This is a genomic window from Peterkaempfera podocarpi (genome assembly GCF_042466665.1).
Lineage (GTDB): Bacteria > Actinomycetota > Actinomycetes > Streptomycetales > Streptomycetaceae > Peterkaempfera > Peterkaempfera podocarpi.
In genome coordinates this window covers 8,281,740-8,305,274 of the sequence record NZ_CP162102.1, presented here as the reverse complement: position 1 = coordinate 8,305,274, position 23,535 = coordinate 8,281,740, and the positions used below count along the sequence as shown (strand labels likewise).

Annotated in this window: 20 protein-coding genes and 2 pseudogenes; 6 read left to right on the top strand and 16 right to left on the bottom strand. The window is 70.3% G+C overall.

The annotated features are described in order from the left end of the window. Positions 1 to 9: 9 nt before the first annotated feature. From AB0761_RS36230 to AB0761_RS36205, 6 genes are all read right to left on the bottom strand, one after another. Positions 10 to 858: a carbohydrate ABC transporter permease gene (locus tag AB0761_RS36230; RefSeq protein ID WP_377273523.1), complete on the bottom strand. Its 849-nt coding sequence runs from the start codon at positions 856 to 858 to the stop codon at positions 10 to 12. Continuing rightward, positions 855 to 1,832 (bottom strand): carbohydrate ABC transporter permease, encoded by a 978-nt coding sequence (locus AB0761_RS36225; RefSeq protein WP_377273522.1) that lies wholly within the window; start codon positions 1,830 to 1,832, stop codon positions 855 to 857. The genes AB0761_RS36230 and AB0761_RS36225 overlap by 4 nt, the downstream gene beginning before the upstream one ends. Further along, the gene (locus tag AB0761_RS36220) at positions 1,829 to 2,899 is read right to left on the bottom strand and encodes a LacI family DNA-binding transcriptional regulator (protein WP_377273521.1); all 1,071 of its coding nucleotides are present in this window, start codon (positions 2,897 to 2,899) and stop codon (positions 1,829 to 1,831) included. Before AB0761_RS36220 ends, AB0761_RS36225 begins: the two co-directional genes overlap by 4 nt. 119 nt (positions 2,900 to 3,018) lie before the next feature. Continuing rightward, on the bottom strand, positions 3,019 to 3,903 hold the full coding sequence (locus tag AB0761_RS36215; protein ID WP_377273520.1) for an alpha/beta hydrolase: 885 nt from the start codon (positions 3,901 to 3,903) through the stop codon (positions 3,019 to 3,021). Then, on the bottom strand, positions 3,900 to 4,862 hold the full coding sequence (locus AB0761_RS36210; RefSeq protein WP_377273519.1) for a ribokinase: 963 nt from the start codon (positions 4,860 to 4,862) through the stop codon (positions 3,900 to 3,902). Before AB0761_RS36210 ends, AB0761_RS36215 begins: the two co-directional genes overlap by 4 nt. Positions 4,863 to 5,206: 344 nt before the next feature. After that, entirely contained in the window at positions 5,207 to 6,187 is a 981-nt protein-coding gene (locus AB0761_RS36205) for a LacI family DNA-binding transcriptional regulator (RefSeq protein WP_377273518.1), read from the bottom strand. A 681-nt stretch (positions 6,188 to 6,868) separates the two neighbouring features. On the opposite strand from AB0761_RS36205, the gene AB0761_RS36200 reads away from it, so the two are divergent. Then, on the top strand, positions 6,869 to 7,552 hold the full coding sequence (locus AB0761_RS36200; RefSeq protein ID WP_377273517.1) for a GNAT family N-acetyltransferase: 684 nt from the start codon (positions 6,869 to 6,871) through the stop codon (positions 7,550 to 7,552). A gap of 48 nt (positions 7,553 to 7,600) precedes the next feature. Here AB0761_RS36200 and AB0761_RS36195 read toward each other — a convergent pair. Together AB0761_RS36195 and AB0761_RS36190 are read right to left on the bottom strand one after the other, a co-directional pair. Further along, positions 7,601 to 7,859: pseudogene (locus AB0761_RS36195) on the bottom strand (IS5/IS1182 family transposase); the annotation flags it as partial. A 168-nt stretch (positions 7,860 to 8,027) separates the two neighbouring features. Further along, positions 8,028 to 8,687, bottom strand: a complete 660-nt coding sequence (locus tag AB0761_RS36190; protein WP_377273516.1) for a TetR/AcrR family transcriptional regulator — start codon at positions 8,685 to 8,687, stop codon at positions 8,028 to 8,030. 183 nt (positions 8,688 to 8,870) lie between these two features. Here AB0761_RS36190 and AB0761_RS36185 point away from each other — a divergent pair, with 183 nt between their 5' ends. From AB0761_RS36185 to AB0761_RS36175, 3 genes are all read left to right on the top strand, one after another. Further along, a complete protein-coding gene (locus tag AB0761_RS36185) occupies positions 8,871 to 9,989 on the top strand; it encodes a serine hydrolase domain-containing protein (RefSeq protein ID WP_377273515.1) in 1,119 nt (372 codons plus the stop codon). Between the two features lie 366 nt (positions 9,990 to 10,355). Next, a complete protein-coding gene (locus AB0761_RS36180) occupies positions 10,356 to 11,729 on the top strand; it encodes an MFS transporter (protein ID WP_377273514.1) in 1,374 nt (457 codons plus the stop codon). A 242-nt stretch (positions 11,730 to 11,971) separates the two neighbouring features. Continuing rightward, entirely contained in the window at positions 11,972 to 12,505 is a 534-nt protein-coding gene (locus AB0761_RS36175; protein ID WP_377273513.1) for a pyridoxamine 5'-phosphate oxidase family protein, read from the top strand. Between the two features lie 276 nt (positions 12,506 to 12,781). Here the strand turns inward: AB0761_RS36175 and AB0761_RS36170 are convergent, their stop codons facing one another. The 6 genes from AB0761_RS36170 to AB0761_RS36145 form a co-directional block, all read right to left on the bottom strand. Beyond that, complete coding sequence (locus AB0761_RS36170) at positions 12,782 to 14,002, bottom strand: MFS transporter (protein ID WP_377273511.1); 1,221 nt, start codon at positions 14,000 to 14,002, stop codon at positions 12,782 to 12,784. 262 nt (positions 14,003 to 14,264) lie between these two features. Next, entirely contained in the window at positions 14,265 to 15,005 is a 741-nt protein-coding gene (locus AB0761_RS36165; protein WP_377273510.1) for an SDR family NAD(P)-dependent oxidoreductase, read from the bottom strand. A 497-nt stretch (positions 15,006 to 15,502) separates the two neighbouring features. Continuing rightward, the gene (locus tag AB0761_RS36160; RefSeq protein WP_377273509.1) at positions 15,503 to 16,108 is read right to left on the bottom strand and encodes a cysteine hydrolase family protein; all 606 of its coding nucleotides are present in this window, start codon (positions 16,106 to 16,108) and stop codon (positions 15,503 to 15,505) included. Further along, positions 16,105 to 17,601 (bottom strand): MFS transporter, encoded by a 1,497-nt coding sequence (locus AB0761_RS36155; protein WP_377273508.1) that lies wholly within the window; start codon positions 17,599 to 17,601, stop codon positions 16,105 to 16,107. Before AB0761_RS36155 ends, AB0761_RS36160 begins: the two co-directional genes overlap by 4 nt. Then, on the bottom strand, positions 17,598 to 18,077 hold the full coding sequence (locus AB0761_RS36150; RefSeq protein ID WP_377273507.1) for a MarR family winged helix-turn-helix transcriptional regulator: 480 nt from the start codon (positions 18,075 to 18,077) through the stop codon (positions 17,598 to 17,600). Before AB0761_RS36150 ends, AB0761_RS36155 begins: the two co-directional genes overlap by 4 nt. Before the next feature lie 167 nt (positions 18,078 to 18,244). Further along, positions 18,245 to 18,721: a transglycosylase SLT domain-containing protein gene (locus AB0761_RS36145; protein ID WP_377267904.1), complete on the bottom strand. Its 477-nt coding sequence runs from the start codon at positions 18,719 to 18,721 to the stop codon at positions 18,245 to 18,247. A 724-nt stretch (positions 18,722 to 19,445) separates the two neighbouring features. On the opposite strand from AB0761_RS36145, the pseudogene AB0761_RS36140 reads away from it, so the two are divergent. Further along, positions 19,446 to 19,690, top strand: a pseudogene (locus AB0761_RS36140) (IS5/IS1182 family transposase); the annotation flags it as partial. Between the two features lie 88 nt (positions 19,691 to 19,778). Here the strand turns inward: AB0761_RS36140 and AB0761_RS36135 are convergent. Beyond that, complete coding sequence (locus AB0761_RS36135; RefSeq protein ID WP_377273506.1) at positions 19,779 to 20,207, bottom strand: VOC family protein; 429 nt, start codon at positions 20,205 to 20,207, stop codon at positions 19,779 to 19,781. A gap of 115 nt (positions 20,208 to 20,322) precedes the next feature. Between AB0761_RS36135 and AB0761_RS36130 the strand changes: the two genes are divergently transcribed. Beyond that, on the top strand, positions 20,323 to 20,490 hold the full coding sequence (locus tag AB0761_RS36130) for a hypothetical protein (protein ID WP_377273505.1): 168 nt from the start codon (positions 20,323 to 20,325) through the stop codon (positions 20,488 to 20,490). 115 nt (positions 20,491 to 20,605) lie between these two features. Here AB0761_RS36130 and AB0761_RS36125 read toward each other — a convergent pair whose 3' ends face one another. Then, positions 20,606 to 23,521, bottom strand: coding sequence for an ATP-binding protein (locus tag AB0761_RS36125; protein ID WP_377273504.1), 2,916 nt, complete (start codon positions 23,519 to 23,521; stop codon positions 20,606 to 20,608). Positions 23,522 to 23,535: the final 14 nt, after the last annotated feature.

The following is a 23,535-nucleotide window of genomic DNA, read 5'->3' as shown; positions in this document are numbered from 1 at the left end:
TGCGGGCTGTCAGCCCTTGACTGCTCCGCTGAGCATTCCGGAGCTGAGGCGTCGCTGGATGAAGGCGAAGAAGAGGAGGCTGGGCACGGTCGCCAGGACCGAGGCCGCGGCCAGGGGGCCGAGACTGGCGACGCCGTCCGCCCCGATGAAACGGATCAGGACGAGAGGCAGCGTCAACTTCTCCGGCGTCTTGAGGAGCACCAAGGCGAAGAAGAACTCGTTCCAGGAGTTGATGAAGGCAAAGAGCGTCGTGGCCACGACGCCGGGGGCCAGCAGCGGGAAGACCACCGAGATCAGGGTCCGCACCCGGCCGGCGCCGTCCACGGCGGCCGCTTCCTCGAGGGCCGGCGGCACCGCGCGTACATAGCTGCGCAGCATCCACAGCGCGAACGGCATGTTCCACACGACGTACACCAGGACGAGCCCCGGCAGTGAGTTGATCAGATCGAACTGCTTCAGCACCAGGAACAGCGGGATGACGATGAGGATGAAGGGGAAGATCTGGCTGAGGAGCACCCAGCCGAGCGCACCCTTGCTCACCGCGCTTCGGTGGCGGGCCACCGCATAGGCGGCCGGCGTGGCGAGCAGCACCGTGATCACGGACGCGCTGACGGCCACCACGAGGCTGTTGCCTGCCGCGTGCAGGATCGGCTGGAGGTCGAAGGCGTCGGAGAAGTTCCGCAGGGTGGGATTCCGCGGGATCCAGTGCGGGTGGATCTCGGCGATCTCCTGCGGTGTCTTGAAGGCGGTCGACACCAGCCAGGCCAGGGGGAAGACCAGAAAGACCAGGTAACCGAGGAGAGCCAGGTACTGCAGTCCCCGAACGGCGGGTCGGGTTCTCAGGTGCGGTGAGCTCACGACGCCTCCTCCCTTGTCTGCGCCCGCAGGTAGACCACCAGCAGGACTGCGATGATCACGACCATGACGTCACCGAGCGCTGCGGCGTAGCCGAAGTGCCCGTAACGGAAGGCCTCCATGTAGGCGAAAAGCATCGGCAACTGGGTCTTGCCGCCGGGTCCGCCGCCGGTGAGCACGTACACCAGCCCGAACTCATTGAAGTTCCAGATGAAGTTCAGGGACGTGATGGACAGGACCACCGGTTTGATCGCAGGCCAGACGACCACTCGGAAACGCGCCCAGGTTCCGGCTCCGTCGAGCGCGGCAGCCTCGTGCAGGTCTGCGGGCACCCCCTGGAGCGCGGCGAGCAGCGTGACCGTGGTCTGCGGCATACCGGTCCAGACGCCCACCGCGATCACTGCGGGCAGCGCGAGGGCGAAGCCGGAGAGCCAGTCCACGTTGTGGTGGAGCAGCCCGACCGTCTGCAGGGCCTGGTTCAGGATGCCGGCGTCCGGGTGGTAGACCAGCCGCCACATGATGCCGATGACCACCGGCGGCATCGCCCATGGCACCAGGGCCAGCACTCGTGCCAGTGGCCTCAGCCGCAGGCCTTCGACGTTCAGCAGCAGGGCGAGCCCCAGTGACAGTGCGAACTGCAGCACGGTCACCGAGACGGTCCAGATCAGTCCGATCTTGAAGGAGCTCCAGAACAGGCCGTCGTGCACCAGTTCCTTGAAGTTCTCAGCCCCGATGAAGTCGGTGGGGACGTTCAGCCCGGCGCGGGCGTCGGTGAAGCCCAGGTAGACGCCGTACAGCAGCGGCCCGAGGCTGAGCACGGCTATCGGTATCAGTGCGGGCAGAAGCAGCACCCATACGTCCGGTCCCATCCGGCCCGCAGTCTGCGGCCGGGACCTGCGCCGTCGGCGGGGCGGGCCCGCGCCGCCGATACGGCCGCGCCCCTTCGCAGCAGGGGATGTCTCGACTGCGACGCTCACGGAATCTCCTTGTGCTGAGATGGTCCCCCGACCTGGTCGGCATGTGCGGCCGACGCACCGCAGGACTCGCGGACGATCAGCCTCGGCTGAACTGCGAGCCGGCTGACCGGCGCCTGGACCTCATCACCCAGACGACTGAGCAGGAGTTCGGCGGCCAGCCGCCCTCGCTCGTGGGCGCCGAGGTCCACGCTGGTCAGTGCAGGCCAGCAGGCCTCGGCGAGATCGGTGTTGTCCACGCCCACGACAGCTACGTCCTGCGGCACGGTGCGCCCGGTGCTGCGCAGGGCCCGCAGCGCCCCGACGGCGATCAGGTCGTTGGCGCAGAACAGGGCGTCCAGATCGGGGACCCGGTCCAGGAGCCGGCGGGCCGCCTCCTCGCCGGACTGGGCGTCGAAGCGCCCTGATGCGGTCAGAGCGTCGTCGTAGCGCAGTCCGCATGCGGCGAGCGCCCGTTCGTAGCCCTGGTGCCGCGCCGCTCCGGGGACGGTGTCCGCGGGTCCATTGAGTAAACCGATGCGGCGGCGGCCGGTGTCGGCCAGGTGGCGCACGGCCAGTTCGGCACCGGTGACGGAATCGGCCCGCACGCTGTCGACTGCCAGATCCTCCGGCAGCGAGCCGATGACCACGACCGGCGCGGCTGCCCGTCCGAGTTCGTCGAGGTGCGCGGGGGTGACCCGGATCGGGCACAGGATCAGGCCGTCGGAGTGGCGGTCGGCCAGCGCTCGCAGCGCCGCGAGCTCCTCGACCGGGTCGGCCTGGGTGGAGTGCAGCAGCAGCCGGTAGCCGGCCGCCCCCGCGGTCGCCTGGATGTGCCGCATCATGGCGACATAGACCGGATTGCCGATGTCGGGCATGGCGAAGGTGACCTGGCGGGACTGCCCGCCGCGGAGCGACCGGGCCATGGCGTTGGGCACATAACCGAGCTCGGCCGCAGCCGCCTGCACCTTCTTCACGGTCTCCGGGAGGCCGCCGAGACCCCGCAGCACCCGGGAGACCGAGGCTGTGGAGACTCCGGCGTGACGCGCGATCGTCTCGATCGTGGGAGACGAACCGGTCCGAGTGCGCACGTCCAGCCTCCGATAGATAGGCGGTAATCGATTACAGCCGTGTCATTTAATGGCCGTAAACGATTACAGGTGGGATGCCGATCAGCCTGACCTCGGGACATATGTGCTGTCAACCGATGTTAAGACTTTGTTTCCTGAGGGCCGATCAGGCAACTCGTGGATTGAATCCATTTGTCCGAATTTGCCCTGATTGACCACAGTTGCTCCATGGCCCAGTCGAACGCCGGACACCAGACCGACCAGTCATGACCGCCCGGCAGCACCCGGAAGTCCACCTCCACGCCCGAGCGCATCAGCGCACGGCGCAGCAGTACGGCCTCCCGGCTCCCCGGCACCTCGGCGTCGCCTGCCGCGAGCGCCAGGTGCAGGTCGAAGCTGCGGTCGCGCTCCACCAGGAGCCGCCCGTGGTGCAGCGCACGCCACCGTTCCTCCGAGAAGAGCAGTTCGCCCTCCCCGAAGGCCCCGTACCGACGGGTGTTGGACTCCCCCGGCGGCAGCCCCTGGTACACGGCAGGACTGAGCGCCAGCACCCGCCCGAACACCTCCGGGCGCAGCAGGGCCAGGCGCACCGCCCCGGCCGCACCCATGGACCAGCCACCCACCGTGCGGGCGTTTCGGTCGTCACGGACGGGCAGGGCGGATTCCACCGCGGGCAGGACATCGTCCAGCAACGCCCGGGCGACCGGCCTGCCGCGCGCATGGACGGAGTCCACGTACCAGCTCCCCCGGGCGCTCCACGGCGCGTCCACCCCGACCACGACGTGCGGTGGGAAGCGCCCCCGCGCCTCGCCCGCCCGCACCCGTCCGAGCAGCCTGAGGCTGTCGACGTAGGAGTCGCCCCGGCCGTGCAGCAGATGGAGAACGGGGAACGGCCCGCGACCCGCCGGAACCGACGCCCAGTACGAGACCTGCTCACCGAGCGCGGCGGACGCGGCGGTGGACCACCGTACGCCGGCATGGTCGAGCTCCTCGGGAACGCCGCCCCGCGGGGCGGAGGGGTTCACGAGGGGCCACCTCCGTCGGCCGCCCGAGCGGGGCGGCCCGGGTCCGACCTCGCCGTGAGCTGTTCGAGGGTCGGCATGCCCTCACGCGCACCCTCGTGCTCGGTGGACGCCGAGGCTGCGACCACCGCGACACGGACGGCCTCGACGATGTCCATGCCCCGCGCACGGCACCAGGCCAGGGCTCCGTTGAAGGTGTCGCCGGCGCCGGTGGTGTCCACCGCGGCCGCGCGGGGTGCGGCCACCCACTCGACCCGGTCGTTGCTCACCACGACCGCCCCCTCGGCGCCGAGGGTGGCCACGACGGTGCCGTTGACCTGGGCGGCCAGCTGCCGCGCGGCGCGCTCGACGTCGGTGGTGCCGGTCAGCGCCACAAGCTCGTGGGCGTTCGGGGTGAACAGGCAGCCGTCCGGCCACTCCCCCACCAGGGGATCCGCGGCCGGAGCGGGGTTGACGATCACTTCCCAGCCCGCAGCGGCAGCGTGGCCGACCGCCGTCCTGACCGCGTCGATCGGCAGTTCGAAGCAGGTGACCAGGACCCCGGCCGGCACCTCGCCGAGCACCGCAGCCAGGTCGTCCGCGCTGACGGCGGCGTTGGCCCCGGGCGCCACGGTGATCGCATTGTCACCGGCGGCGTCCACGATCACCACCGCGGTACCGGTCGGCGCCTCGGCAACCGCGCGGACATGGCGGCGGTCCACACCTTCGGCGTCGAGGTCGGCAAGGGCCGCGCGGCCGATGCTGTCGTCCCCGACCGCCGAGACCAGCAGGACCTCGCCCCCGAGACGGGCCGCGGCAACGGCCTGGTTCGCCCCTTTGCCTCCCCACCGCAGGGTCATGCTCGCGTCGCCGATCGTCTCGCCCGGCCGGGCGATGCGGCTGCTTGCCAGCCGGACGTCCTGGTTGAGGGAACCGAAGACCACGATGGGCCGGACTCCTGCGGACGGCTCTCCCCACGTCATCGCAGACCCTCCACGCTCAGGCGGGCACTTCGTTCACTTCGGGCATATCGGGCACTGCCCGGCTCCGTGCTCAGCGCGAGACCCGGCGCGAGGTGCGTACTGCGGCGTCCGTCCCGCGTCACTGCGGTCCGCCTCGACGGAGCCGGACGGACGCTCGCGCGGTCGGATGTGGTGGGCGATGGCATGGCGGGATGGCTCCTTACGGTGGAACGGCAGTGGGACGTCGAGCCGACTCGTGGACCGACCGGCCGAACATCGGCCCGGACGGTGACGGCCCTGCGGGGCGGAGGATGTGGCCGTGCCCGCAGGTCCTGCCGTGGGCGTGTACGGCGCGGTGGACCCGATCAGGGGGGTGGCGCGCAGGATTCGCGGACGACCAGCTCGGTCGGCAGGCTGACGGTCGTGTACGGGGAGACGGCCTCGTCGTCCAACAGCAGGCCCGTCACCCTGGCCGCTATCTGCCGGACCGGCTGCCGCACGGTGGTCAGCGGCGGAGAGGTCAGCGCCGACAGCGCGATGGCGTCGAACCCGCATATGGAGACATCCGCCGGCACTCGCAGTCCCCGCTGCACACAGGCGTGCAGAACGCCCACGGCCTGCTGGTCACTGCTGGCGAAGACAGCCGTCGGCGGCCGGTCCTGGTCGAACAGACGATGCGCGGCCACCATGCCGAACTCGTAGTCGAACGGACCCCGCGTGACGAGTTGCCCGCCGCCGGGCATGCCGCCCATCACCGCTAGGTATCCCGCGAGGCGTTCGTCCGCCGCGCGCACACCGGCAGGTCCGGCCACGCAGGCGATCCGCTCGTGGCCCAGTCCTCTCAGGTAGGCGACCGCGGCGCTCGCCCCCAGACGGTTGTCGCTGACCACCGCGGGGGCCGGGCACCCGGCGACGCTGCGGTCACACACCACCAACGGCACCTCACCGGTGTCGGGCAGCTCGACCGTCCCGCCGGTCGGCACCACCACCACGCCTCTCGGATTGTGATCGGCGGCCGACAGGACCGCCTCCCGTTCCGTGTCAGCGGACTCCATGGAGTTCCGCAGCGTCAGCTGGTAGCCCCGCTCCGAGCACGCCAGCTCCAGCTCCTTGGCAAGCTCGGCGAAGAACGGGTTGGTGATGTCCGGCACGACCAGGGACACAAGCTGCGCACGCCGCATCCGCAGACCCTTGGCCAACGGGTTGGGCCGGTATCCCAGCTCCCGCGCAGCCACCTCGACGCGCTCCCGCAGCTCAGCCCCGACCCCGGGATGCCCGTTGACCGCCCGGGAGGCTGACCCCAGGGACACCCCCGCCCGAGCGGCGACATCACTCAGTCGAACCATGGACACCTCGATGAATCGATTCCACAACGAGCACATCCTGATGCCGAACAGCGAGGGCGTCAACCCTCACCGGCCATGAAACCCCTAGTCACAGGCTTTCGCAGAGGCTCGGGGAGGCTAGCTCGCACGGACGCGGCAGGCTTTGGCGTGGAAATCGATTCACCGCACGGCCGAGGAGTGCCGGCTGCGGGCGCCCGTGACACCGCCCGTACACGCGCCACCGCTTCCCTCCCCAGCGGGCGTGAGCCGACGAGCATCCACTCCACCGCTGTGCGCCAGCCCCGCAGCAAGGCCGCCGGAGGCTCGGCAAAGGCCTGGCCGCCGCCGGCGCCGACGGTCGCGCAGGCGGGCCGGCTCGGCCCGCTCGTCCACGCTCAACCCGCCGGAGACCGCGTCCGACTGCTCGGAGCAGCGCACCTCGCCCGCAGCGTCTCCCGTTTCACCCGGAGCTCCAGCGGCACCGATTCAATCGTCCGGCCCGTGGACCGGACCGGCGTCACCGCATCCCGTTTGAACCCGCCGCTGTGCGGGGCCCAGCCACGCCGAATCACCCTGCCCTCCGCCGAACGACGGCGGATTTGACCGACCGGCGCATGGAGGGCGACATCGTCTGGCGGCGGCGAACAACGGGGGACGTTGTTCGCTGGCCCACCGGTTTTGTGGTCATGCTCTAATCGCCGGATGACGACGATCGAACCAGGGCTGATACGACGTTGGGTGGACGGCTGGACCGTCGCCCGCTCCCTGCCCGAGGCCGAGCCTGTCGAGCCCGTCGGGGACGGCCTGCGGTCCGAGTGCGACCAACCCGGCCGCGAGGTCGAGGTGTTCGCGCTGCGTGCGGACGAGGAGCCCGAGTCCTTGGCACGGCTGGCGGCAGCCGTCGCCGCCGCGCAGCAGACCACCTGGCTCGCTGTGCCTACGCTGCGCCCAGACACAGCCGAAGCCATCGTCGGCGCCGCCGGACTGGAGTTGCTCAACCGGTCCGAGTGGTTCATGACGACCGATCTGACGGATCACCCGCAGCACGGGCCTGCCGCGCCGTACGAGCGCGAGGTGCGCACGGAGGGACCGGTCACGGTCGTCTCCCTCCATGCCCCCTCAGGAGAATTGGCAGCGCGCGGCTTCATTGCCGTGGTCGGCGGTGATGCGATCGCCGATCGCATCCAGACGGACGCAGCACACCGCCGACGCGGGCTGGGCCGCGCCATGATGAGCGCTCTGGCGGAGGCCGCCGTGTCCCAGGGTGCCCGTACTGGTCTTCTCATTGCCAGCGAGGAAGGCCAGCGCCTCTACTCCTCCCTCGGCTGGCACCACAAAGCCGACGTCCTGATCGCCAAGGGGCCGACGGTTCCCTCCATCCGGTAGGACGTGTCCCGTTGTGCGGAGGCCCATGCGTGACCGGCCGGAAATGGATCACTTGAGGCGTCGAGTGGTGGGGCGGCCGCCCCAGCGGTAGCGGCTCGTTGCCCGGCGGACCAGCATGCGGAGCATGACGAGAGCGGCGGCGAGGTAAAGGGGGAAGTCCACGACGCTGCCGCTCTTCTCTGTGCAGGGCCGGAGCTTGCCGTAGCCGTTCATCCATGCGGTGCGTGCGCTCGACGACCCAGCGCTTGCCGGCCTGAATCGCGGCTGGCACTCCCTCACGTGCGATCCCGGCCGTGAATCCCAACTGGACCATCAGCGTACGGGTCCGAAGAAGAACCGGGTCGAGCCGTACTTCACCCTCGCCAACGCGCACTGGCCACCCCATCGAGGCCCACTTCGGACCGCCACGGCAGTTCAGCGCGCGATGTGACGGACCAGCATGATCCAACCCCGGCGGGCCTTCCCGGTCAGAGCATCAACTCGGACTGATTGCGGCCTCGATGTGGGCGAGTTGGGCGGCGAGGATCTCTTCGAATGCGGCACGGCGGTCTGCCCCGAGGGGATGGACATCCCGGGCGAAGTGGGCCAGGGCGGGGAAGCGTTCGGGGTCGGCGCCCAGCACCGCAACGCGGAACAGTTCCAAACCCTGTTCGTGCTCCTGGGGGGTGATGGTGCTGACCCCGGCCTCGGAGGCGATCAGTGCGGTGAGCAGGACCGCGATCCGGTGGTAGCGCGCCGGGATCTCCTCGTCGGGCAGTCCCGACGCTCGCAGGGCCTGCAGCACCTCTTCCATGATCAGCCGGGAGCCGGTGCCGCTGGACGCATAGCGTCCCCACACCATGGCCACCTGGGGCTGCTGACCGAAGGCCTCTCTGACGCGCAGGGCCAAGGCGGTGATCCGCTGCTTCCAGTCGCCCTCGGGGCGGTAGCCGTCCATGGCGGCCATGAGAATACGGTCGGCGAGCGCTCGCAGCAGCTCTGTCTTGCTGCGGAAATGCCGATAGAGGCTGGAGGAGTCGGTCCCGAGGGCCGCAGCGAGCTTGCGCACACTGAACGACTCGGCGTCGCCCGTGCGCAGCAGCTCCGCCGCCGCATCCAGGATCTCCTCGGTCGACCAACGCCTTCGGCCTGTCATCCCGCTCCTCTCGCCGCCTCTCAGTCTACCGATGCACTTGGCGTTGCACGCACCGCGTGCATAATGGAATGGAGCAAGCCGAGGCGCCCGCCAGCAGGCGGATCGGCATGCCACTCATGCCCTGTCACCCGAGTCGGGAGACCGAGGTGGAAGCCCACCCCGGGACACGAAAGGACGCATGTTGTGAGGAACCCACTGAATGCCGCGGCGCTGAACGCCGCCCTTGAGGACGTCCACCGCGCCGGGATACCCGGCCTGTTCGCCGAGGTACGTGACGGCGAACAGGTATGGCGCGGCGCCGCCGGGGTCGCCGATGTCGCCACCGGCCGTCCCGTCACCGCCGACCTGCGGCACCGCGTCGGCAGCATCACCAAGACCTTCACCGCTGCCGCGGTCCTGCAGCAGGTCGAAGGCGGTGAGATCGGCCTCGACACACCGATCGGCCGGTACCTTCCGAGGCTGGTTCCCGGAGAACGCGGTGAGGCGATCACAGTCCGGATGCTGATCAACCACACGAGCGGCCTCGCCGAGTACCTCCCGTACGCCTACCCCTCCCTCAAGGCGTTTCCCGCCCTCGCGGACACCGGGCCCCAGAGCCTGGACGACAACCGCTTTACACGGTTTCACCCCACCGAACTGATCGACCTGGGGGTCGGCGCACCTGCCGTCGGCGCCCCGGGCGGCACTCCTGGGGTGTACTCCAACACCAACTACCTGCTCCTCGGCGAACTCCTGCACCAGGTGACCGGCACCACCGCCGAGCGGTACATCACCCGGAACATCATCGAGCGCGCAGGGCTCCGGGACACCGAACTCCCCACCGAGCCGTACCTCCACGGGCCGCACTCGCGGATGTACGAGGCGTGGTTCGGCATGATCGACCCGCCGCGCGACTACAGCGTCTACGACATGTCATGGGTGGGGCCCGCGGCCTCGCTGATATCGACCGTCACCGATCTCAACCGCTTCTTCACCATGCTGCTTGCCGGCGAGATCGTCAGCCCGTCGTCGCTGGCGCAGATGCAACGCACCGTCCCGGTCGTCTCCCGGGAGGGAAGGACGATCGACTACGGCCTCGGCCTGCACCCGATCGAGGCTCCCGGTCAGGGCACCTTCTGGGGTCACGGCGGCACGGCCTGGGGTGCCGGAGCGCTGGCCATGACCCGCGCCGACGGCAGGCGGCAGATGGCCGTCGCGGTGAACCTGCAGAGGTGGAACAGGCTCGACGCCTCCGGCAGGCCCCAGCCCCACCCCCTCGACGCGGCACTTGCGGCCCTCTACCGCGTGGCGATGTACGGCTGACCGCAACACGTGGAGAACCATGGCGACGCCGGGGGTTCTCGGCGATCCGGATCGCGGTGAGCGTCCTGCCGCGGGTGCCGCAGGCCGAGGCGGACCAGATCGCGGCCTGCGACTTCCGGCCTCCGTCCCTCGGCGCCACACCCGCGCCCGACCGAAGACCACCTTTGACCGGGACTCACACATCGGCCGGTGGACGCAACACCCGGCCAGAGCGGCGTGACACGCGGTTACGCCATGAGCAGGAGCCCGCGGGCCGGGGCCGGCACCGCTCGGCTTCGCCATCCAGCTGGTCCGGGTCACACATGGCCGCTCCCTGAGCCGGGTCGGGCCCGGCGGCAACGCGGAGTCGGTGGTAATGGTGAGATCATGCCCTCACCTCAGTCGGCTCCCGAGTCCGAGCGACGGTCCTGGACACCGCTGCTGGCGGTGTGCGCCGGGTATTTCATGGTGATCCTGGATGTGACGATCATCAACGTCGCCGTGCCGGTGGTCGGCCGGGAACTGTCGGCCTCGCTCACCGGCATCCAGTGGATCACCGACGGGTACACCCTGGTCTTCGCCGGGTTCCTGCTGGCCGGTGGCGCACTGGGCGACCGGCTGGGCAACCGTCGGGTCTTCTGCTGGGGCGTGGCGGTGTTCACGGTGTCTTCGGCCGCGTGCGCGCTCGCGCCGCACGCCGCCTTCCTGGTCGCGGCCCGGCTGGTGGAGGGGCTCGGCGCAGCACTGATCGTGCCCGGTTCTCTGGCCCTGCTCCAGCAGGCCTACCCAGCGCCGGCCGCACGTTCGCGGGCCTTTGGACTGTGGGGTTCGATGGCGGGCATCGCGGCCTCCGCCGGGCCGCTGGTGGGCGGGCTGCTCGTCTCCACGGTGGGTTGGCGCTGGGTGTTCCTCATCAACCTGCCCGTCGGTGTGGCCTGCCTGATGCTGACGCTGCGACACGTGGCGTGCTCACCCCGGCGCGCCGACCGAGCCCTGGACTGGCCCGCGCAGTGCGCGGTCGTAGCCGCGGTGGCGCTGCTGACCGCGGCGCTCAACGAGGCCGGACGGCGGGGCTGGTCCGATCCGGCTGTCATCGCCGGAGTGAGCCTGGCCGTGCTGGCCGCCGCGGCGTTCGCGGCACGCGAGCGGCTGGCCCGCTCCCCCGCCCTTCCGCTGAGCCTGCTGCGCTCTCGGGCGATGAGCGGCGGATCCGTCATCGGCCTGCTGTTCAACTTCGGCTTCTACGGCATGGTGTTCACCGCCAGCCTGGAATTCCAGCACCAGCGCGGCTTCAGCGCACTCCGCACCGGGCTGGCGCTGTTTCCGGCAGTGGCGATGACCATGTTCGCCTCCGTCCTGTCCGGACGTCTGACCCGCCGCACCGGCGACCGTCCGCTGGTGATCTCCGGCATGCTCCTCGCCGCCCTGGGGCTGGCCGGCTGGGCCTCGGCCGGAACCGACCCCGCCTACCCGCTCCTGGTGGCCCCGATGATGGCCGCCGGGTTCGGTACCTCCTTCGCCCTCACCGGCGGAGCCGCCACGGTGATGGGCGCGGCGCCCCCGGCCTACTCCGGGGCCGCCTCCGCCCTGTTCAACACCGCCCGTCAGATCGGCAGCGCCACCGGCGTAGCGCTCGGCGGCAGCCTGCTCGCCACCGCCGCCGACTACAGCGCCGGGCTACGCACCAGCATGGCCATCGGCGCGCTCGCCTACCTGGCCGCCGCGGGCCTCGCGTGGCTGTGCGTGCCGGCGCATGGCTGACGACGGCGGGGCAAGCGTCGAACACCGCGGCAGATCAGCGATCAAGGCCTCGACCCGTAGGGATGACGTATCCGCACCCACACAGGGCACGCCCAGGCTTGGCTTCGTTCACTTCAAGCGACAGCGTTTGCCGATGACTTACGGCGGCAGTCGATGATTGACAACTGAGGGGATGCCGACGAGTTCTGACGGCGCTGCCGATGGCCATGGCGGCCGCGGTTCCGGGAGCCAAGGGGTGAGGCATGGGATCCTCGATCATGCCTGTGACCAATCCGTGGCTGGCCGGCCCGTCCCCGAAGAAGCGCCTCGATCGAGAGCGCCTGGAAGAACGCATACTCAACCTGCTGTCGTCGCAGAACATGTGCGTGCTCGCGACAGCCGGGCCGGAGGGGCCGCTCGCGACGCCGGTGCGGTACTTCCACCTCGACTTCGCGGTGATGTTCAGCACGGCTCCCGCATCGCCGAAGATGAGGAACCTTGCAGCCGATCCCCTGGTGTCGGTGGGAATCTTCGCTCCGCTGGTCGGGCAGGCCAGCAGCCGAGGGGCTCAGGTCTTCGGGCAGGCTCGTGTGCTGTCGGAGGGCGACCCTGATGTTGAACACTACTGGCCGGCTTTCCGTTGGCAGTCCGACCACGTCGAGCGGTCGCGCTCCCTGGACGAACCTCCGTCCGGGCCTCTCGTCGTGATCGAGGCGGACCGGATCGTCTATACCGAGCACTGGTTGCGGCGTGAGGGGTTCGCGCCGCGTCAGTTCTGGACCAGGTCGGGCGAGTAGTCCGGGGTCCCTTCGGCCGGCCGGTGGGGCGGTCAGCGGGCCTTGGCGGGTTCCTCGGCTCGGGAGCCGGCGCGGCGGTTCCGCCTCTGACCGTACGGGCGGCACCACTTCACCATGGTGGTGTCGGTACTCCGTCCAGCTCCCCGACCCGCCCGGCGGCCTCCGGCCCTCCGTGACCCGGACGCCGCCGACGAGCAGCGCGGCAGGCGTGGTCGACACGCCCGCCGTTCCTGCCGTCGTGGCAGGTTCGCGCACTCGGCCACCCGCTTGGTGCGGCTATACCTGTGCCGGCTCGATGCCGACGGCTCGGGCGCGGACCACGAAGGGCCGGGAGAAGACGGTGATGGCGACGGAGACTGCGGCAAGCGCAGTGATGGCCGTGCCGGGGGTGAGGTGTTGGGCAACGCCGCCGGCGATCGCGGCTCCGATGCCCTGCCACGTCATTCGGCCGGCGGACTCAACTCCCTGGACCTGACCGCGGATCGGATCGGGGGTCACCGCGAGAAGCTGTTCCTGGAGGGGCAGGGTGGCGGCAAACCCGGCACTGGCGATGAACACCACGGCTGTCGCCATCACCATGGGTGGGTGGGCGGCGAACAGCAGGTAAGGCATGGCGAGCAGCAGTCGCAGGGCGAATGCGCAGCGGCGTCGCTGGTCGGCGGTGAAGAGTCGCCCGACGGTCAGGTCACCGAGGAGCATGCCTGCCGATCCGGCAGCCAGCAGGGCTCCGGCGTGATCCGGGGCGTAGGAGAGGAACAGGGCCTCGCAGCCGACGATCAGCCCGTTCGGGACCCACAGGTTCAGCAGCACCGCGCGCTGGCCGGAGTGGGAGAAGAGCGCGATGTTCGTCGTCCAGGTCCGGCGCAGTCCGGGGCGACGGGTGAGGCGGATCGAGCGTTCCCGGACAGTCGTTGCCACAACGACCAGCCCGACTCCGGTCAGGGCCGTTGCGGCGATGAAGACCTCTTGCGGGCTCAGGTACCCCAGCAGTACGGCGCCGATGGCGTAGCCGAGGACGGCCGTGCCACCCGAGGTGATGTTCATGAGCGATCGTGCGAGCGCGTACATAGAGGTCGGCACCACTTCGGCGAGCAGCCCCATCCGCGTTCCGTTCCCCAGGGACTGGAAGAACCCCAGCACCAGGAGCAGACCGAACCGGGCAGCCAGCGGCAGCCCCGGAAGCGCCTGTGCAGCAATGCCCACCAGCGAGAGGCACTGGAGGGCGACAAGAGTCCGGCGAGGACGGCTCCCGTCCGCGACCGACATTGTCAGCGCCCCGAGTACCGTCGCGAACGTGGCGCCGTACATGCTCACGGCTGTCAGAAACGGGGATCGGGTCTGGTGGTTGACCAGTGTGCCGAGAGCAAAGCCCGACAAGGTGCTCGCTGCGACGGTGAGGGTGAAGCCGGCGTACAACCCGGCGAACTCACGGTTGCGGAGCAGGCCGAGGTAGCCGGTGGTGGGAGGCGTGCTGGACCGGGATGTGTCTGAAGGCATGAAAAAAGCCTCCGAGCGCACCCGTTGGGGCGCCGAAGGCCAACACGCTCATTGTAGCAGCCGGCCCAGCCCCATCCACGCCTCGCCGTCATCAGACCGCTGACGGCACGGTCCCGGACGCGGGCATGCACGGACCGCGGCTGCACTGCTGCCACCGGGGGCGGGCGCACCGGCGAGCTCGACGACGGCCTGTCATCTTGTCTGCGACAGCGTCCACATCTGGTCCGGCCCCCCCATTGCTGCCACCGGCCCCTGGTCGAAGTCAGCCGATCGCGAGCTGTCCGCCGCTGACCGCAAGGACCGTGCCGGTGATGTAGCTGGCGCGGGAGGAAGCAAGGAACAGAACTGCTTCCGCGATCTCCTCAGGCTCTGCGACCCGCCCCAGTACGGTGGTTCGGCCAATCATCTGGAGGGTTTCATCCCCCATCTCCTTCGTCCCCGGGGTATGGACAGGGCCGGGGGCCACGGCATTCACACGGACGCCCCGGGCGCCGAACTCGTCGGCCCACAGGCGGGTGAGGAGTTCGAGCGCGGCTTTGGAGGCTCCATAGGCTGCCGTGCCCCGGACCGGCGTGGTGGCTGCCTCTGTACTGAGATTCACGATGGTGCCGCGTCCCCGTGTGGCCATGGCCGGTGCGAGTGCGCCGACCAGGAGCATCGGAGCACGCGTGTTGATGGCCATATGGGTGTCGAACAGCTCGGATGTGGTGTCCGGGGTGCTGGCGAACCGATAGATGCCAGCGTTGTTGATCAGAACGTCCACCTCGCCTGCTTCGGCGGCAAGACGGAGCACGTCCTCAGGCTTGCTCAGATCCGCGGCAACGAACCGGGCGCTTCCGCCCGCGGCGGCGACTTCTTCGATGGTCTCGGCACCGCGCTGCTTGTCCCGCCCATGGACGACGACCGAGGCACCCAAGGCGGCCAGGCGAAGGGCAATCGTCCGGCCGATGCCGGCGGTGGCGCCAGTGACAAGAGCGGTGGATCCGGCCAGTTCTGCAGTCATGGGAGGCTCCTGGGAGACGAGAGGTACAACCAGCTGTCGGCTGTCCCTCGTATAACGCCAGGGCCTGCTGTGCGGCACGGACCTCGGTGACCGGATAGGCCGGCGGGGTGACGTGGCCGCGGACGCCGGGCTGGTGTCGGTGGTCCGGCCGGCCGAGCGGTGCGCGGGCGCACCCTACGAGGACGGCGATCCGGCGTACGTCCTCGCTGACGTCCAGACTGCCGGGGATCAGCATCCAGTTCCGCTGCCCACCCCGACCCGGATCCAAGCCTGTTGACCGAGGGGGGTGGGTCGGGCCCGCAGCAACATCACTGCGTCGGTGAGATCCCGGTACCGGAACGCCTTGATCGGAATATCCACGCGCATTCCGACAGAGACAACACCGTGTTGGCACGCGCCAAGCCGCCGGCCGGACACCTGGCTGAGATGTCCGGCCTGCGCGGTACGAAGCGCTGGTACCGTCCGGCGGACCCCGGAGTCCGCCCAGAGTTGCCGTATCAGGCGGCGTTGAGCAGCTCCGAGAGCTGGGTCGTGTCGATGAGGTGGGCGCGGGACGGGAACACCTCGTTGACCAGGACCCGGTGAACCTCCGGGTGGGGGTCGGCGACCCCGTCGGAGAGGACGAAGACGCGGTAGTCGCGGTCGGCCGTGTCGATGAGGGTGGACAGGACGACGCCGCCGGTGCTGATCCCGGAGAGGATCAGGGTGTCGATACCGCGGTCGCGCAGCTGCTCGTGAAGGTCGGTGGTGGAGACCGAGCCGACACGGATCTTCCGAACGACGATGTCGCCGTCCTCGGGGGCGATCCGCGCGTCGATCTGCGTGGCGGCATCCTCGTGGTGCAGCCGCTTCGCGGCGGCGACCGCGCTGAAGACCTTGTTGGTCTCGGGGACCGCGCTCCAGTCGTCCTCGGTGAAGGCGACGCGCACATAGCCGATGGTGCCGCCGGCGGCGCGGACGTCGTCTATCGCACCCTTGACCCGCTCGATGAGCGCATCGGACTCAGGAACGATGGGGACGATGCCGTTCTGGAAGTCCATCGCCAGCAGAGCGGTCCGCCGGGGGTCGATCGCGGGGAAGGCGGGGGTGGCGTCGGTGGTCATGCCTGGGTCTCCTTGCGGGTTGTTGCTGTGTTCGCGGTGTTCGTGGGGTGGTTGGTTCGGTTCGGGGTGCCGGGCTCCCGGTCCGTGCCGCGCCGCATCAGGCGTCGGTCGAGAACGGTCAGCAGGAGGACTGCGGCGCCTGCCGCGGCCAGCACGAGGCCGAGGATGTGCAGTCCGTGGTCGGTTACGCCGTCCCGGAAGACGATGCTGCCGATCACGGCCGAGATGATGGTGCCGAGGTAGCCGAAGGTCCGGAACAGGCCGGACGTGGTGCCGATCTGGTCGGGCGGCGCGGCGAGGTAGAGCGCGGTCTGGTTGCCCACCGTGGTGGCAGCGGACGTGACACCGAAGACAAGGGACACCAGCACGATCGCGATGGCCGGGCTGTGCGAGGTGAGCAGCACGATGCCGATCGAGCCGAGCACCATGGTGACGGCCGCGGTGATCAGCGGTCCGCGTACCAGGTTGCGACTGGCGAGCGGGCGTGAGAGCAGGGCGGAGACAGCCCCCATCGGCAGCAGTAGGAGTCCGGACGCCACGGTGGACAGGCCGTGCGCGGCTTCCATCCACTGCGTCATGCCGTACATCACGGAGTAGACGCCGAGCAGGGTGAGCGCCTGACGCAGGTAGGTGCGGGCGAGGGCGCTGTTGGCGGCAAGCCCCCGGAAGTCGAAGAACGGCGCGGCCCTGCGCAGCTCCCACCACACGGTGGGCACGGCGGCCACCACGAAGAGGAGCAGGGCGATCCACCCGAGGTGGGGCAGGCCCATGAGGAAGACGACCAGGGCGGTCATGGAAGCGACGAAGCCCAGGATGCCGGGCAGGTCGATCCGGTCGGCGACCTGGCGCCAACCGCTCTGCTCGCGGTCGAGCGGGGGGTCCTTGGGCAGCCAGCTCACCGCCATGAGCAGGGCGGTCGCGGTGACCGGGATGTTGATCAGGAAGGCCCACCGCCAGCCGGCGGCGCCGACCAGGAGTCCGCCGACCGGAGGGCCGACGGCGACGGTGGCCATGCCGGCGATCGCAATACCGCCGAGCACCCCGCCGGGCGGCGCGTCGAGCCTGGCGTCCTGGGCACGGCGCCGGATCAGCACCATCGCGCAGGGGAAGGCGGCCGAGGTGCCGATGCCGATCAGGACCCGGGCGACGGTGAGCATGGCCAGGTTCTGGCCGAGGCCGCCGACCACACCACCGAGCAGCACGAACAGGATGCCGGACAGGAAGACGCGGCGTGCGCCGAGTACTTCCGCCAGCTTGCCCGCGGTGGGCTGCGCGACGGCGCTGGCCAGGTAGAGCGAGGAGACCAGCACGGCGGTGGCGCCGACCGCCACGTTCAGTTCGGTGGCGATGGGTACCAGGGCGGTCGCGATGATGGAGCTGTTGATCGGGTTGAGGGCGGAACCCACGTAGAGCGGGGTGGTCAACCTCCACCCGAAGGGATTGCGCTTCAGGTCACCGGGCGAAGTGTCGCTCTGGCTGACGGCAGAGTTCATATGCCGCCACCGCTGAGGTCGGCTTCGGCGAGCCGCTCGAGGAGCTCGATGGCCTTCTCGACGATCGCGCGTTCCTCGGGGGCGACCATCTGGTCGATGGCGCGCGCAAGGAAGGTGGCGCGGCCCGACAGGAGCCGGTCGACCAGCTCGGCCGCAGATGCGTCGGCGCTGATCAGCTTCTTGCGACCGTCCTGCGGATCTGGCTCGCTGTGCACGAGACCGGCAGCCTTGAGCACGGCCAGGCTCTGCGCGATGGCCTGCGCGCTCACGTGCTCCGCTGCGGCGAGCCCGGCCGCCGTCACGGGGCCCTCCCGCACCACGCTCGCCAGCACGCCAAGCTGCGTGGCGGTCAGGCCGGTCGCGTTCTGCCCGGACTCAGAGCGCAGGCGTGCGCGCAACCGTGTCATCGCGTCTTGGAGCCGCTGTGCAGTCGGCGCAGGCATCGCGGGCTGCTGCGACACGGGGTTGGTGTTCACTCCGCCACCCTAAAACCCATCAAGTAACTTTGCCAAGTTGCTTGTCTAAATCTCGGCCCCTCGCCCCTGCGAAAGCCGCGCTGCCCTTGAGATGACTGGGAACGGCCGAACGCCCCCGGGGGTGTCCCGGGGGCGTTCGGTGGTGGTGCTGGTGTGCCGGGGTCGGCTCAGTACCAGTGGTGGGTCTGCCAGAAGTTCCAGGCGGCGTTGGGGCTGCCGTAGCGGTCGTTCATGTACGTCATGGCCCACTTGATCTGGGTGGCGGGGTTGGTGCGCCAGTCGGAGCCGGCGGAGGCCATCTTGGAGCCCGGCAGGGCCTGGCACAGGCCGTAGGCGCCGGAGGAGCCGTTGGTGGCGTGGACGTCCCAGTCGGACTCGTGGGTCACGATGTGGTTGAACGCGGCCCACTGCGAGGCGGGGACCATCGACTTGGCCAGCGCCTTGGCAGCGGCAGGGGACGTGCCGGTGGTGGCGGCGAAGGTGCGCGCGTCGACCTGCTGGTGGTGCGCGCTCGTCCGGGTCGCCTGCTGTGCGGTGGCCGCGGAGGCGGCCGGAGCGGCGATGGCGGCCACCGAGGCCAGGCCCGCGGTGGTGGCCAGGACAGCGGCGGTGGTGTGCAGGCGGCGGGGAAGGGCGAAGCGCATCAAGCTGGGGACCTCGATCGGTTGGCTGGGCGGTCCGGGACGGTAACCCCGGCGCCCGTGGCACCCGGTGTCGGTTGGTGCCGGGCGGGACGCTCACAGACCGCGGGATGCGATCCGCTGCGCCGTTCGGACTCGTCCCACCGTGGACGACCCGGCCGCCCCCGGCAAACACCCCACCTACGACCCGAACCCGTAGACCGGCTGCCCGTTGCGGGGGCCGGTGGCCGTGGCCGGAGCCCCTCCGGAACGCCGGCATCGCGGGGCCGGGCAGGCCGCGGCGGATCGGCGCGAAGCGCGATGACCTGCACCTTTAGCCTGCTTTGTCTGGATTCTGCAGATAAACATCTGGATGAGGTTATTTGCTGGCACGGCCGTCGCCCGCTCGCCGCAGCCGCGCCTACTGCCGGGCGTCGTACACCCCTGGGCCCGTGTGAGGCGCTTCACTCCCGCCCTCCCACTGCCCCCCTGGTCGCTGTGACCCGGGCCACCCGAACCTGGTCCCTGAGTGCCACCTGCCGGGCACGCCAACCACCGCCGAGACCAACCCGTGCCCGCAGATTGCTCACAGAAGGAACCGCCGCTGTGACAACCGGTGACGGTCGGGTTGCGCGTGCGACTGGCCCGCGGGCGGGTACGCGCTTCCCCGTCGCCCAGCGCCGACGGCCCAGTACCGCCGAGGCCCGTGGGGTTCGGCGGTCGCACGAGCTGGCGAGTCCGGCTCCGGCAGGACCATGCGGCCCGGGTCGCCGTCGAGCCCGGCCGGGCCTCGGTCATCGCGGACGGCGGCTATAGGAGCGCGGGCCTGGACATCCCGCACCACAGTGAACGCGGCCAGACCGAAATGCCTGCATCGAATGAGGAGCAGAACACCTTCCACCGAAGGTCCGGACCCGCGTCGAGGTCGAGCACGTCTTCGCGCGGATGAAGATGCCCGGCATCGCCCGACTGCACAACCTTGCCCTCACGGGACGACTCCCGCCCCGCACCAGACCACCGTCAAGAGAGCCCCGAGGAACACGGCTCCCCACGCTCCCCACCTCGCCGGTCCGGAGGATGCTCAGTCGAGACAGAACTCGTTGCCCTCGATGTCCTGCATCAGGATGCACGAATCATTGCCGTCATACAGAAGCTGCACCCGTACCGCGCCCAGCGGGAGCAGTCGTGCGCACTCGGCTTCGAGCACCGCGAGGCGCTCTTCACCCACAAGCCCGGTGCCGACCCTCACATCAAGATGCACCCGATTCTTGACGACCTTGCCTTCGGGAACGCGCTGAAAGAACAGCCGCGGGCCCACACCCGAGGGATCACTGCAGGCACACCATGAACCCCGGTCCTCAACAGGCCGGGAGCGGTCGAACTCGTCCCAACTGGCGAACCCCGCCGGTGCCGGCGATACGACGTACCCCAACACCTCGCACCAGAAGCGAGCGACGCGCTCAGGTTCGGCGCAGTCAAAGGTGACTTGGAACTGCTTGACGGACGACACGGGAGCACCATAACAGGGACACCTCCATGCCCATCTCCAGCTGGGGACAGGCATGTTGACGGAAGGTCGGACCTTGCGAGCCGCTGCTTCCTCGTGCGGCCGCAGGTCCGCGTTCATGGATCCCCGCGATCCGGCGGACGTCGACGGCGTGATCAGCTTTGACTTCGACGAGCAGCGACGCCTCATCGACATCAAGGGGCTGCCGGCCGGTTCACAGCAAGGCACCCGCGATCCCCTCGCCTCCGCCAGGCTGGAAGAGGCTCAGCGTCCCGGGCAACCTTGACCGCAGCCGACGTTCTCGGTCGGATGGCCGCCGTCAGTCCCGGCGCTACGGGCGCCACGGGCGCCACCGGCGTCCCCGGCCTTGGCGTCCTGCCAGTGGTGGGGACCGACGGCCTTCACAGCACGCCTTCGTCCGTCTCCTCCGAATCATCGTGCGGGCCCGATGCGGCCGACGGCTCGTCGGGGGTGGGGTTGGCCCGTACTGCTTCGTTGCCGCCCACGGCGTCGGTGGGGTCAGGCGGTACGGGGAGGTTGCTGAGGGAGCGCAGGGCGGCGTCCTCGGCCGCGGTGTCGCCGGTGGCGTGGAAGAGGGCGGCAGCACGGACAAATGTCTCCGCCGCGTTCAGGAGGCGGTGCACATGGCGATAGGCGTGGCCGAGGTTGGCGAATTCGACGCCCTGGGCATGGATGTCACCGGTCTCCTCGAAGAGGGCGGCCGCCTCGAGGTGGAGCGGGATCGCTTCGGCCGCTCGGCCCGCCTCCTGGAGCGCGCCGGCCCGGTTGCCGACCGCCATGGCCTCGGAGTGCCGGTCGCGGAGCTCGCGGAAGAGCGCGCCCGCTTGCGCGTGCTCGTCCGCGGCCTCCTCCGGGCGGCCCAGACGCCGAAGGCACAGGGCGAGGTTGTCCAGGCACTCCGCTTCGGAGTACCGGTCGCCGACCTCGACGAAGACGAGCCGCGCCTGCTGGTGTGCGTCGAGCGCCTCCTGGATCCGGCCCAGGTGGCGCAGGCACAGGCCGACGTTGTTCAGCGTCTCGGCCTCGCCGTATCGGTCGCCGGTCTCCCGGCAGATCGCCAGGTCCCGGTCCAGCACGTCATACGCCTCCTCGTCCCGGCCGACGCGCATCAGCGCGGTACCCAGATTGGCCAGCGCCCGCCCCTCGTAGCGCAGGTCGCCGTCCTCGCGGTGGATGGCTGCGGCCCGGGTGAGCGGGGCGATGGCGTCGCCGAACCGGCGCACATCCAGCAGGACGAGGGCGATGCCGTTCAGGGCGAGGGCCTCGTGAAAGCGGTCGCCGATCTCCCGGGCCTTCTGGAGGGCTTCGGCATGCACGGCCATGGCCTCGGGGAAGCTGCGGGCCTCGCGCAGGGAGGTACCGAGGTTGGTCATCGCCGTGGCCTCCAGTTCATGGAACCCTTCCCCCGGACCGCCCTGCGCGAGCGCGCCGACGCCGTCCGGGCCGAGCGCGCGGATACTGTCCAGGACGGCCCTTGTGATGGCGGTCATCTCCTCGACCCAGCGGTTCCGCGACAGGAAGGCCCGCAGGCAATCGACGAGTTCCACGCAGGTCAGCAGGTGGCTGTCCGCGTGCTCGGTGACGGCCGCGACGAGGTTGGGCCGTTCTGCCTCCAGCCAGGCCACGGCATCTTCCCGGTCCGGGAAGCGGTCACCGGCGCTGTCCCCTTCCAGCTTGGAGGAGGCTGCCCGGGTCTCGGCGAGGTAGTGGTCCAGCAGTGCGCCCAGCGCCTGCGTCCGCCGGTCTTCGTCCGCCTGCCGGCTGCCGAGTTCGGCGGCGTAGAGCCCCACCAGGTCGTGCATCGACCAGCGTTCGGGGGCCGGTTGCTCCAGCAGATGTGTGCGGGCCAGGTCTCGCAGCAGACGGCGGGCACCCGTCCTCTCACCGAGCAGTACCGCCGCCGCCGGGGTGGCGATGTCCGGACCCGGGGCGGCGGACAGCAGTCGGAACGCCCGTGCCTGGGGCGCCGACAGGTGGCGGTAGGACAGATGGAAGACGGTCCGCACCGCCAGCGGACGGCCCTGGTCGTCGGTGTCGTCCAGGGCCAGTACGTCCAGCCTGGCCGCTGCCAGTTCCTCCGCCTGGTCGTGCAGCGGCCGGTGCGGGTCCTCGGTCAACAGCGCCCCGATGATGCGCAGCGCCAGCGGCAGCCGCCCGCACAACTCCGCGATCCGGGCCGCGTCTGCGGCCTGCGCGGCGGCGCGGTCGTCATCCTCACGGTGCAGCCGCAGGGTCTCGTCGAGCAGTGCGACCGCCTCCGCCGGTTCCAGCGGGGCGAGTTCGAGCCGCTGCACGCCGAGGGTGGCCAGGGTTTGCCGGGAGGTGATCAGCACTCGGTGTGGACCGGAAGCGGGCAACAGCGGAAGGACCTGGCCCGCGGTGCGCACATTGTCCAGTACGGCGAGCAACGGCCGGTCCTGATCGGCGAGTCGGGCAAGGGCCAGTCTCCAGGCGTCGATCTTCCCCTCCGGAGTGGTGGGCAGATTCCTCCCGGTGATCCCGAGCGCACGCAGCAGCTGGTCGGCGACGGTGGCCGCGTCCACCGGGGTGTCCTGGCTGTAGCCCCGCAGGTCGGCGAAGAGTACGCCCCCGGTGAACCACCCGCGGCGGGCGGCGAGGTGGGCGACATGCACCGCGAGCGCGGTCTTCCCGACCCCGCCCATGCCGGCCATCGCGGAGACGAGGACGGTGCGTTGCGAGGCGGCACGGCGGGAGTCGGGCTCGGGTCGGGGGTCCGCGCAGTGACCTGTACCGGTTGTGGAACCCTCGCTCGGGTCGGGACCAGCGCCGGTCGCACGACCGGCCTCCCCGCCGGGCCCCGTGCCCGCACCGACATCCGTGCCCGCAGCGGCATCGGCACCTCGGCCCGGACCCGCCTCCGGGTCCAGCCATCCCATGAGTTCCGCCACCGCCCGCTCCCGGCCGCTGAACAGCGCGGACTCCGCAGGCAGCGTGACCGGGCCCGGCTCCGCCACCCGGCCGGGGCCGCGAGGCCGCCCGCCGCGTTGGGCGTCACGGTCCGCGCGGGCCAGGGTGAGGAGTTGGGTCCAGGCCCCGTCGGACGGGCCGGTGCCCGCGCGGGCGCGGAGGAAGGCGATCAGCACCATGAAGTAGGCCGTGGAGGCTCTGCCGGGGACGGCCTCGCCGGTCAGCCACGCGCTGAGCGTCGTGTCGGAGATGGTCAGCCGCGGCGTCTGCTCGCCGCCGAGCGCGACCAGCCGGCTCAGCGGTGGGGCGCCTGCGGCCTGGTACAGGGCGTGCAACGCCCGTTGGAACCGGTCTGCGTCCTCACCCATCCCCGCTCCCGCCT

Bases quoted from the DNA above. Each gene is read 5' to 3' on its own strand.
- AB0761_RS36205 (WP_377273518.1), bottom strand. From the start codon at position 6,187: ATGGTTCGACTGAGTGATGTCGCCGCTCGGGCGGGGGTGTCCCTGGGG.
- AB0761_RS36130 (WP_377273505.1), top strand. From the start codon at position 20,323: ATGGATCCCCGCGATCCGGCGGACGTCGACGGCGTGATCAGCTTTGAC.
- AB0761_RS36155 (WP_377273508.1), bottom strand. From the start codon at position 17,601: ATGAACTCTGCCGTCAGCCAGAGCGACACTTCGCCCGGTGACCTGAAG.
- AB0761_RS36210 (WP_377273519.1), bottom strand. From the start codon at position 4,862: ATGACGTGGGGAGAGCCGTCCGCAGGAGTCCGGCCCATCGTGGTCTTC.
- AB0761_RS36160 (WP_377273509.1), bottom strand. From the start codon at position 16,108: ATGACCACCGACGCCACCCCCGCCTTCCCCGCGATCGACCCCCGGCGG.
- AB0761_RS36165 (WP_377273510.1), bottom strand. From the start codon at position 15,005: ATGACTGCAGAACTGGCCGGATCCACCGCTCTTGTCACTGGCGCCACC.
- AB0761_RS36180 (WP_377273514.1), top strand. From the start codon at position 10,356: ATGCCCTCACCTCAGTCGGCTCCCGAGTCCGAGCGACGGTCCTGGACA.
- AB0761_RS36145 (WP_377267904.1), bottom strand. From the start codon at position 18,721: ATGCGCTTCGCCCTTCCCCGCCGCCTGCACACCACCGCCGCTGTCCTG.
- AB0761_RS36175 (WP_377273513.1), top strand. From the start codon at position 11,972: ATGGGATCCTCGATCATGCCTGTGACCAATCCGTGGCTGGCCGGCCCG.
- AB0761_RS36190 (WP_377273516.1), bottom strand. From the start codon at position 8,687: ATGACAGGCCGAAGGCGTTGGTCGACCGAGGAGATCCTGGATGCGGCG.
- AB0761_RS36200 (WP_377273517.1), top strand. From the start codon at position 6,869: ATGACGACGATCGAACCAGGGCTGATACGACGTTGGGTGGACGGCTGG.
- AB0761_RS36170 (WP_377273511.1), bottom strand. From the start codon at position 14,002: ATGCCTTCAGACACATCCCGGTCCAGCACGCCTCCCACCACCGGCTAC.
- AB0761_RS36125 (WP_377273504.1), bottom strand. From the start codon at position 23,521: ATGGGTGAGGACGCAGACCGGTTCCAACGGGCGTTGCACGCCCTGTAC.